Below are 7,597 nucleotides of genomic sequence, written 5' to 3' on the forward strand. Positions count from 1 at the left end.
CTGGACCCCCGTCATGATCGACGGCAGACCCGGCTGGATCCCACCACCCTGGATCGACCCCGACCAGCAACCACGGTTCAACCACCGCAACCGCTGGTTCGACCCCTTCACCGACCTCCGCACCGACAACCGGTGAGCGAAGTCGAGGACACGATTCGATCTCCGATCGTGCGCAGACCGGCCGGAGAGCCGCGTCGGGCGAGCATGATTGCGCCGTCCGCCATCGGCCCTGTGCAGAGTTGGGGAGACCAGTGCCCGTGCGCATCGTGTGGCCGCTCGTCATCGCGCTCATGGCGACAGCGGCGGCGGCGTGCGCGAGCAGCGACAGCGGCGCGTACCGCCGTCCCCTCTGCGGAACGGTCATCGCCGAGGGCAGCGGCGAGATCAGACCGTGGTACGTCGATGCGAGCAGCCGACCGACCACGACGGTCCGACTCCCCGCTCCCGGCCCGGACGAGAACGCCGGCGTCTGGGTCCAGGTGAGCGGTGACTGCCGACATGGTGCGGAGGTCTCCTTACCCGCTGCAGCGGTCGTGCGGCAGCGCGACGTCGTCCGCGCGACGGACGGCCGTGACGTCGCGATCCGGTTCTCGGCGGTGCGGTCAGGCACCAGCGAGCTCACGGTGAGCACGGCGCGGGGCCAGCTGCGCCGAGTGTCCGTCCGCGTCGAACGATGAATCAGCGGGCGGTCGCACTGCCCGGAGCGAGCGCCGATCGCAGCATCGCGATCGCCTCGTCGATCGACAGCCCGCTCGCGGCAACGACGTCGGCGTAGGCCCGGGCGGCGGCGAAGGCCCGCTCGTGTGCCGCGTCGGCCGCGCACACGAACGTCCCGGCGCGTCCGCGGGTCTCGACCAGGTCGGCCGTCTCGAGTTCGCGATACGCCCGCGCGATGGTGTTGACGGCGAGCCCGAGGTCGACGGCGAGCTGCCGCACCGTCGGCAGGCGCGTCCCGACCGGGAGCCGGCCCGAGCGGATCTGCGTGGCGAGCTGCGAGCGCACCTGCTCGTAGGGTGGAACCGCGGACGCGTGGTCGATCTCGATCATGACCGGCCGCGGGGGAGCGTCTTCACGCGCGGATCGTAGTGCGACAGCACGACTACCGTCGTCGAGGTCAGCCGACCGGGACGAGTCGCCAGCCGGTCCATCCGCTCGGCTCCGGCGAACCGCTCGCGAGGTCGATGCTCAGCCGGCCGTCGGTGCCGGCAGTCACCACGTTCAGCACCGGACCAGTGGCTGCCACCGTCGGACCCGAGCCGGCCACGCCGCCGAGGCGCTGCCACGGACCCCAGCCGGTCGCCGCCGAACTGCCCGTCGACAGGACGATGGCTCCGCTCGCGTCCCGGAGGGCGAGCACGAGGTGGGCCCCGTCGCCCGTCACCGCGAGCGCAGGGTCGGCGGTCACCACGGGCGCGGTCACCTGACGCCATGGTCCCCAGGTGGTGGCGCGATGCCGCACCAAGAGCCTGCCCCGCGTGTCGACCGCTGCCAGGGTGACGCCGCCGGAGGCGGACGCGGCGAGGGCGGGCGCGGTCGCGAAGCCGGCGCCGAGGTCCTGCCACATGCCCCAGGTTCCGCGCACCCGTTGCCGGTACCGGATGTGTCCCGCCGGCCCACGGACGGCGAGCACCACGGTGCCGGTGGACCGATCGACACCGATGGCCGGCCGGCTCGCAGCGATGCCGCCCAGCGCCAGCCAGCCTCCTGCGCTGGTGTCGCCGACGGATCTGACCTCCACGTGCCGCTCGCGATCGACGGCCGCCACCAGCACCGTTCGGGCGTCGAGCTGTGCTGCCGCGGGCGCGCGACCGAGCTCGCCGCCGAGCCCACGTAGTGCCGACCACCGTCCGCGGTGCCGCGAGCACTCCTCCAATGGCCCTCGCGGGCCGCGCAGGAACAGGTGCAGTCCCGACGCGGTCGCTGCGGCGGCGGGGCCAGGTGCGCCGCTCGGCGCGAACGGTGCCAGTCCGCGTCGGCCGAGCAGGTCGACGAAGGCGTACCCGCGACTGCGGTAGAACGCGATCACGGTCGGCAGCGCGGCCACCGTCGCCGGGTTCCCGGCCGGCTGGTTGTGGAAGATGATCACCGGATGGCGCAGGCTCACGCCTGCCTCGGCTCGGTCGACGATGCGGTCGATCCAGTACTGAGACGACGACCCCGACGCCTTCCAGTCCTCGGGGTCGACCGACCAGAGCCACACCGCCTCGCCTGCGGCATGGGCGATCGCCAACGTCGCCGAGTCGTAGTCGCCGTACGGCGGCCGGAACACGCACGGGGCGACGCCGAGCAGGCGTTCCTGGGCGGCGGCCCCGCCGTCGATCTCGGCCGACTGTTCGCCCGCAGGCAGGGTGGAAAGGTCGGCGTGGTCGTACGTGTGGTTCCCGAGCGTCTGTCCCTGCGCGGCCTCGGCGCGGACCACGCTCGGTGCCGCCTCGATACGGTCACCGAGATTGAAGAAGGTCGCCCGCACCCCGGCCCGCAGCAGGATCGACAGGATCGCCGCTGTGCTGGCGCCCGGACCGTCGTCGAACGTCAGCGCCACCGTGCGACCCGCACCCGGCGCGGACCGTTGCGCTCCCCACGCAGGGATGGGGCATCCGCTCGCGGCGTCGATCGTCGATCGCGGCACTGCCGTGGTCGGCGGGTCGGCCACCGAACGGTCGCCCCGGACGACCGCCGTCACCAGGACGGCGACGACCGCCATGCAAGCCGGTACCGCCGACACGCTCCGACGACCGTGCGTCATGCTGCCCCCGATGCTCAGCACGAGCGTCTCCGGAGCCGGCGACGGCCGGCAGGGGCGAAGGCGGCGTCGCACGCGGGACGTCGTAGGGTCGCTGCCGAGCCGATCGGATCAGACGGCGCCGACGGCTGCGCCGGGACTCATCGCTGCGGCAGGCCGTGCAGGTACCCCTTCTGCTGGACGCGGGCGGTGAAACGCCAGCCGCCGGCCGTGCGCGCGAAGGTGTCGTGGTACCAGAGCCCGACGAAGATGACCTGCTCGCCGATGTACATCGGGTTGTGACAGATGCTGCTCGCGGTGGCCGCGTCGCCGGTGAGCTGCACCTTCGTCGTGCCGACGAGGTGCTGGTGGCCGGAGAAGTTCGGCAGCACGGACGCCAGCCACTGCTTCACCTCCGGCAACGGCCCGACGATGCCGCCCGTGGCGGTGAAGTCGAGCGTCGCGTCGGGCGTGAAGAGGTCGTCGAGGTCGTCGAAGCGGTGGAAGTCGATGGCGTAGCTGTAAGCGGTGATGAGGTCCTGCAGCGCGAGCCGGTCGGCGAGCTGTTCGAACGTGGTCACGAGACACCGGCCAGCACCGCGACTGCGCCGAGCCGGGCGGCCGGCGACCCGAACAGGTGCGCGCTGCCGTGCGCACGCTTGAAGAACAGGTGCGCGTCGTGTTCCCACGTGATCGCGATGCCGCCGTGCAGCTGGATCATCTCGGCAGTCACCGTCTGCAGCGCCTCGCTGCAGACGAGTGCGGCAGCCTCGCCGTCGACCTGTCCCGCGGCGGCGGCCAGGGACATCGACCGCGCCCCCTCGACGACGACGTGCAGGTCGGCGAGACGGTGCTTGATCGCCTGGAAGCTGCCGATGGCGCGGCCGAACTGGTGGCGCACCGTGACATAGGCGACCGTGCGCTCGAGGGCGGCCTCGGCCGCTCCCGTGGCCTCGGCGGCCAGCGCGACGAGGGCGGACGCGCGGGCCCGGGCGAGCGCCGCGCCGGCATCCGCGGGCCCGAGCCGGCGGGCGGGCGTGCCGTCGACGGTGACGGTCGCGAGTCGGCGCGTGACGTCCACGGTCGGCGTCGCGACCGCGTCACCACCCTCGGCCAGGTACACCGCACCGTCGGTCGCGGCGACGAGCAACACATCGGCGGTGTCGCCGTTCAGCACGTAGTGCGCCGTGCCGGTCAGCCGGCCGTCGACCGCCTCGACCACCGGCGTCCACGCGCCGTCGTCGCCCGACCAGCAGACCGCCGCGACACTCGTGCCCTCGGCCAGCGCAGGCAGCAGGTCGAGCCCGTCGCCGAGCGCGAGCAACAGTTCGGTGGCGAGGACGCCGGAGCCGAGCAGCGGGCTCGGCGTCAGCGTGCGCCCGAGCTCGGTCATGACGGCGGTCATGGCGAGGCGGCCCGCGCCCACGCCACCGTGCTCCTCCGGCACGAGCAGCGCAGGTGCGCCGATCTCGGCGAGGCGGCGCCAGAGGTCGGCGTCGTAGCCGGTGTCGGACGCCGCTGCGCGCCGGACCGCAGCGCTGTCCGATTGTTTCGTCAGCAGGCCGCGGACGGCAGCCGCCAGGTCGTCGAGTTCGCTCATGCCTCACCTCGCAGCGATGCCAGGACACGCGCCCGATGGCGGGCCTGCGTGCCCCATGCGCTCACCAACGCCCGGATCTTCACCAGCCACAGCGACAGGTCGTACTCGGCCGTGTACCCGATGGCGCCGTGCACCTGCAACGCCACTCGCGAGGCCCGGTAGGCGGCGTCCGTGCAGGCGACCTTCGCCGCCGAGACGTCCCGCGCCAGCGTCGGTGCGTCGGTGTCGAGCGACAGTGCCGCGGCCCACACCAGCGGTTGAGCCAACTCGAGCCCGACGTGGGCGTCCGCGAGCTGGTGCTTCACCGCCTGCTGCGAGCCGATCGGCCTGCCGAACTGGGTGCGCTGCTTCGCGTACTCGACCGCGCGGGCCAGCGCGGCCTGACCGGCGCCGAGGATCTGCGCGGCCGTGCCCAGCGCGGCAACCTCGAACGCCCGCCGTGCGTCGACCGCGCCGAGGTCGTCGCCCGGCGTCACGGCGGCGAGCCGGCGCGTGCGGTCGACCGACTCGCGCGGCTGTCGATCAGCCGCCCGAAGGAGGCGATCACCGTCGACGAGCAGCACCACGTCGGCGACCGCGCCGTCGCAGGCGAACGGCACGTGCGGCGGCGCCGCGAGCGTCACGACGGCGTCGCCACCGACGGCGTCGGCCAGCAGCTGCGAACCGCTGGGCAGCAGCGCCGGCAGCGCCAGCGTCTCGACGAACGGGCCCGGCGCGGCGGCCCGCCCGATCTCGGTCAGCACCACGACGAGCTCGACGGCGGACGCGTCCAGCCCACCGGCCGCCTCGGGCGCGAGCACGCCCAACGCACCCATCGCCGCGAGCTTCGACCAGAGGGCGCGCCCGGGCGCGACATCGCCGTCACCCCAGGCGCGCGCGACCGACGGCACGTCGGCCGCGGCGAGCAGGTCGCGCAGGGCAGCGGCGTAGTCCCGCTGCTCCGGTGAGAGAGCGCACCTCATCTCGGGGCCCCCGCGGGAACGTGGAGCGTCTTGTGCGGAACGTTCTCGTGGGGTGTTCTCATCTCGGCAGCCCCAGGAGTCGCTCGGCCACCACGTTGCGCTGGATCTCGTTCGTGCCGGCGTAGATCGGGCCGGCGAGCGAGAACAGGTAGCCGTCCATCCACGGGCCGGCGAGTTCCGCGTCCGGCCCGAGCAGGTCGAGCGCCGTCTCGTGCAGCGCGACATCGAGCTCCGACCACCAGAGCTTCCCGACCGACGACTCCGCGCCGAGCTCGCCGCCGTCGGCCAGCCGGGTCACCGTGGCCCTGTTGTGCAGCTCGTTGGCGCGGGCGCCGATCCACGCGTCCACGACCCGATCGGTGAGCGCGGTGTTCGCGCTCGATCGCGCCGACTCGGTGAGCCGCTGCGTCGCGGCGAGGAAGCGGCCGGGCGAGCGCAGCGACAATCCACGCTCGTTGGACGCGGTCGCCATCGCCACCCGCCAGCCGTCGCCGGGGGTGCCGATCACGTCGTCGTCCGGCACGAACACCTCGTCCAGGAAGATCTCGGCGAACCCGGGGCCGCCGTCGAGCTGCGGCACGCCGCGCACGGTGACGCCGGGGGCCCGCAGGTCGAACATGAGGTAGGTCAGCCCGCGGTGACGCTCGGCGTCGGGGTCGCTACGGAACAGGCCGAATGCGCGGTCGGCGTAGGTCGCCCGGGTCGACCATGTCTTCTGGCCCGACAGCAACCAGCCGCCGTCGACGCGCACGGCTCGTGACCGCAGCGAGGCGAGGTCCGACCCCGCCTCGGGTTCGGACCAGGCCTGCGCCCAGATCTCGTCGGCCCGCGCCATCGGCGGCAGGATGCGGGCGAGCTGCTCGGGCGTGCCGTGCGCGAAGAGCGTCGGGCCGAGCAGGAACAGCCCGTTCTGGCTCACCCGCAGCGGCGCGCCCGCGGCGAAGTACTCCTCCTCGAACACCACCCACTGCTCGAGCGTCGCGTCGCGCCCACCGAACTCGGCCGGCCACGACACCGCCGACAGGCGGGCCTCGGCCAGCTGGTGCTCCCAGGCGCGGTGTGCCTCGAAGCCCTCGGCGGTGTCCATCGGCGGCAGCGCGGGCCGCGGCACGTGCGCGTCGAGGAATTCGCGCACCTCCGCGCGGAAGGTGACGGTGTCCGGCGAGAGGTCAAGATCCATCGGCGGACGCCTTCATGCTGCGGGCGTCCATGCCGCCCAGCGAGTCAGCACCGACCTCGGCGTTGTGCGCGTGGGCGAAGTGGTGCAGGCCGAACACCGAGTCCATGCCGGTGCGCATGCCCATCGCGTCCTCGCACTGGTTGACGGCACGCTTGGTGAGCGCGAGCCCGAAGCGCGGCATCGCGGCGATGCGGTCGGCGATCGCGAACGTCTCGTCGGCGAGCGAGTCGCGCGGCACGACGCGGTTGACCATGCCCCACTCGTAGGCGCGCTGCGCGGTGAAGCGGTCGCCGGTGAAGAGGATTTCCTTCGCCGCGCGGGGCCCGAGCACCCACGGGTGTGCGAAGTACTCGACGCCGGGGATGCCCATGCGCACCACCGGATCGGCGAAGAACGCGTCGTCCGACGCCACGATGAGGTCGCAGACGAAGGCGAGCATCAGCCCGCCGGCGATGCACGCACCCTGCACGCTGGCGATCACCGGCTTGGGGATCTCGCGCCACCGCCGGCACATGCCGAGGTAGACCTCCATCTCGCGCGCGTACCGAAGGTCGCCGCCCTCGTGGCCGACGTGGTCCCACCAGAGCACTGCGGTGTTGTCGTAGTGCACGTCGACGTCACGTCCGGGCGTGCCGATGTCGTGGCCGGCCGAGAAGTGCCGGCCGGCGCCGGCGAGGACGATCACCTTCACCGCGTCGTCGTCCACGGCCTGCTGGAACGCTCGGTCCAGTGCGTATGTCATGGCTGAGTTCTGCGCGTTGCGGTACTCGGGCCGGTTCATCGTGACGACGGCCGTCGTGCCCCGCACCTCGTAGGTCACGACACCGCTTGGCTCGTCGCTCACGTGTACTCCTTACGCAGCTCTGTCTTGAGCACCTTGCCCGCGAGGTTGCGGGGCAGCGCGTCCACGAAGCGCACGCCGCGCGGGACCTTGTAGTTGGCCAGGCGCTCCCGGCAGAAGGCGATCACGTCATCCTCTCCGAGTTCGCCCCGTCGCACGACAAGGGCCAGCCCGACCTCGCCGAGACGTTCGTCGGGAACGCCGATGACAGCCACGTCCGCGACGCTGTCGAGGCGCGCGAGCGCCTGCTCGACCTCGGCCGGGTACACGTTGAAGCCGCCACTGATGTACA

At 72.8% G+C, this 7,597-nt stretch carries 9 protein-coding genes; 1 reads left to right on the top strand and 8 read right to left on the bottom strand.

What is annotated here, in order from left to right; all coding sequences use genetic code 11:
- The first annotated feature begins 251 nt into the window (after positions 1-251).
- Positions 252-677: a hypothetical protein gene (locus tag ACTHMS_RS13535; protein WP_440307196.1), complete on the top strand. Its 426-nt coding sequence runs from the start codon at positions 252-254 to the stop codon at positions 675-677.
- A gap of 1 nt (position 678) precedes the next feature.
- Here ACTHMS_RS13535 and ACTHMS_RS13540 read toward each other — a convergent pair whose 3' ends face one another.
- From ACTHMS_RS13540 to ACTHMS_RS13575, 8 genes are all read right to left on the bottom strand, one after another.
- Complete coding sequence (locus ACTHMS_RS13540) at positions 679-1,047, bottom strand: GntR family transcriptional regulator (RefSeq protein ID WP_440307197.1); 369 nt, start codon at positions 1,045-1,047, stop codon at positions 679-681.
- 67 nt (positions 1,048-1,114) lie between these two features.
- Complete coding sequence (locus ACTHMS_RS13545) at positions 1,115-2,542, bottom strand: polysaccharide deacetylase family protein (protein ID WP_440307198.1); 1,428 nt, start codon at positions 2,540-2,542, stop codon at positions 1,115-1,117.
- Positions 2,543-2,883: 341 nt separating this feature from the next.
- Positions 2,884-3,303, bottom strand: a complete 420-nt coding sequence (locus ACTHMS_RS13550) for a nuclear transport factor 2 family protein (RefSeq protein ID WP_440307199.1) — start codon at positions 3,301-3,303, stop codon at positions 2,884-2,886.
- Positions 3,300-4,322 carry an acyl-CoA dehydrogenase family protein gene (locus ACTHMS_RS13555; RefSeq protein ID WP_440307200.1) on the bottom strand — a complete coding sequence of 341 codons (1,023 nt, stop codon included), beginning with the start codon at positions 4,320-4,322 and terminating at the stop codon, positions 3,300-3,302. Before ACTHMS_RS13555 ends, ACTHMS_RS13550 begins: the two co-directional genes overlap by 4 nt.
- The gene (locus tag ACTHMS_RS13560) at positions 4,319-5,284 is read right to left on the bottom strand and encodes an acyl-CoA dehydrogenase family protein (RefSeq protein ID WP_440307201.1); all 966 of its coding nucleotides are present in this window, start codon (positions 5,282-5,284) and stop codon (positions 4,319-4,321) included. The genes ACTHMS_RS13555 and ACTHMS_RS13560 overlap by 4 nt, the downstream gene beginning before the upstream one ends.
- A 58-nt stretch (positions 5,285-5,342) precedes the next feature.
- Positions 5,343-6,464, bottom strand: coding sequence for an acyl-CoA dehydrogenase family protein (locus ACTHMS_RS13565; RefSeq protein WP_440307202.1), 1,122 nt, complete (start codon positions 6,462-6,464; stop codon positions 5,343-5,345).
- On the bottom strand, positions 6,454-7,308 hold the full coding sequence (locus ACTHMS_RS13570) for an enoyl-CoA hydratase (protein WP_440307203.1): 855 nt from the start codon (positions 7,306-7,308) through the stop codon (positions 6,454-6,456). The genes ACTHMS_RS13565 and ACTHMS_RS13570 overlap by 11 nt, the downstream gene beginning before the upstream one ends.
- The coding region (locus ACTHMS_RS13575; RefSeq protein ID WP_440307204.1) for an AMP-binding enzyme at positions 7,305-7,597 on the bottom strand (293 nt) is incomplete at its 5' end. The genes ACTHMS_RS13575 and ACTHMS_RS13570, both read right to left, overlap by 4 nt.

The organism is Jatrophihabitans sp. (assembly GCF_051960575.1).
Lineage (GTDB): Bacteria > Actinomycetota > Actinomycetes > Mycobacteriales > Jatrophihabitantaceae > JBQCEE01.

Coding starts and splice junctions, on each gene's coding strand:
- ACTHMS_RS13540 (WP_440307197.1), bottom strand. CDS start 1,047: ATGATCGAGATCGACCACGCGTCCGCGGTTCCACCCTACGAGCAGGTG.
- ACTHMS_RS13555 (WP_440307200.1), bottom strand. CDS start 4,322: ATGAGCGAACTCGACGACCTGGCGGCTGCCGTCCGCGGCCTGCTGACG.
- ACTHMS_RS13560 (WP_440307201.1), bottom strand. CDS start 5,284: ATGAGGTGCGCTCTCTCACCGGAGCAGCGGGACTACGCCGCTGCCCTG.
- ACTHMS_RS13565 (WP_440307202.1), bottom strand. CDS start 6,464: ATGGATCTTGACCTCTCGCCGGACACCGTCACCTTCCGCGCGGAGGTG.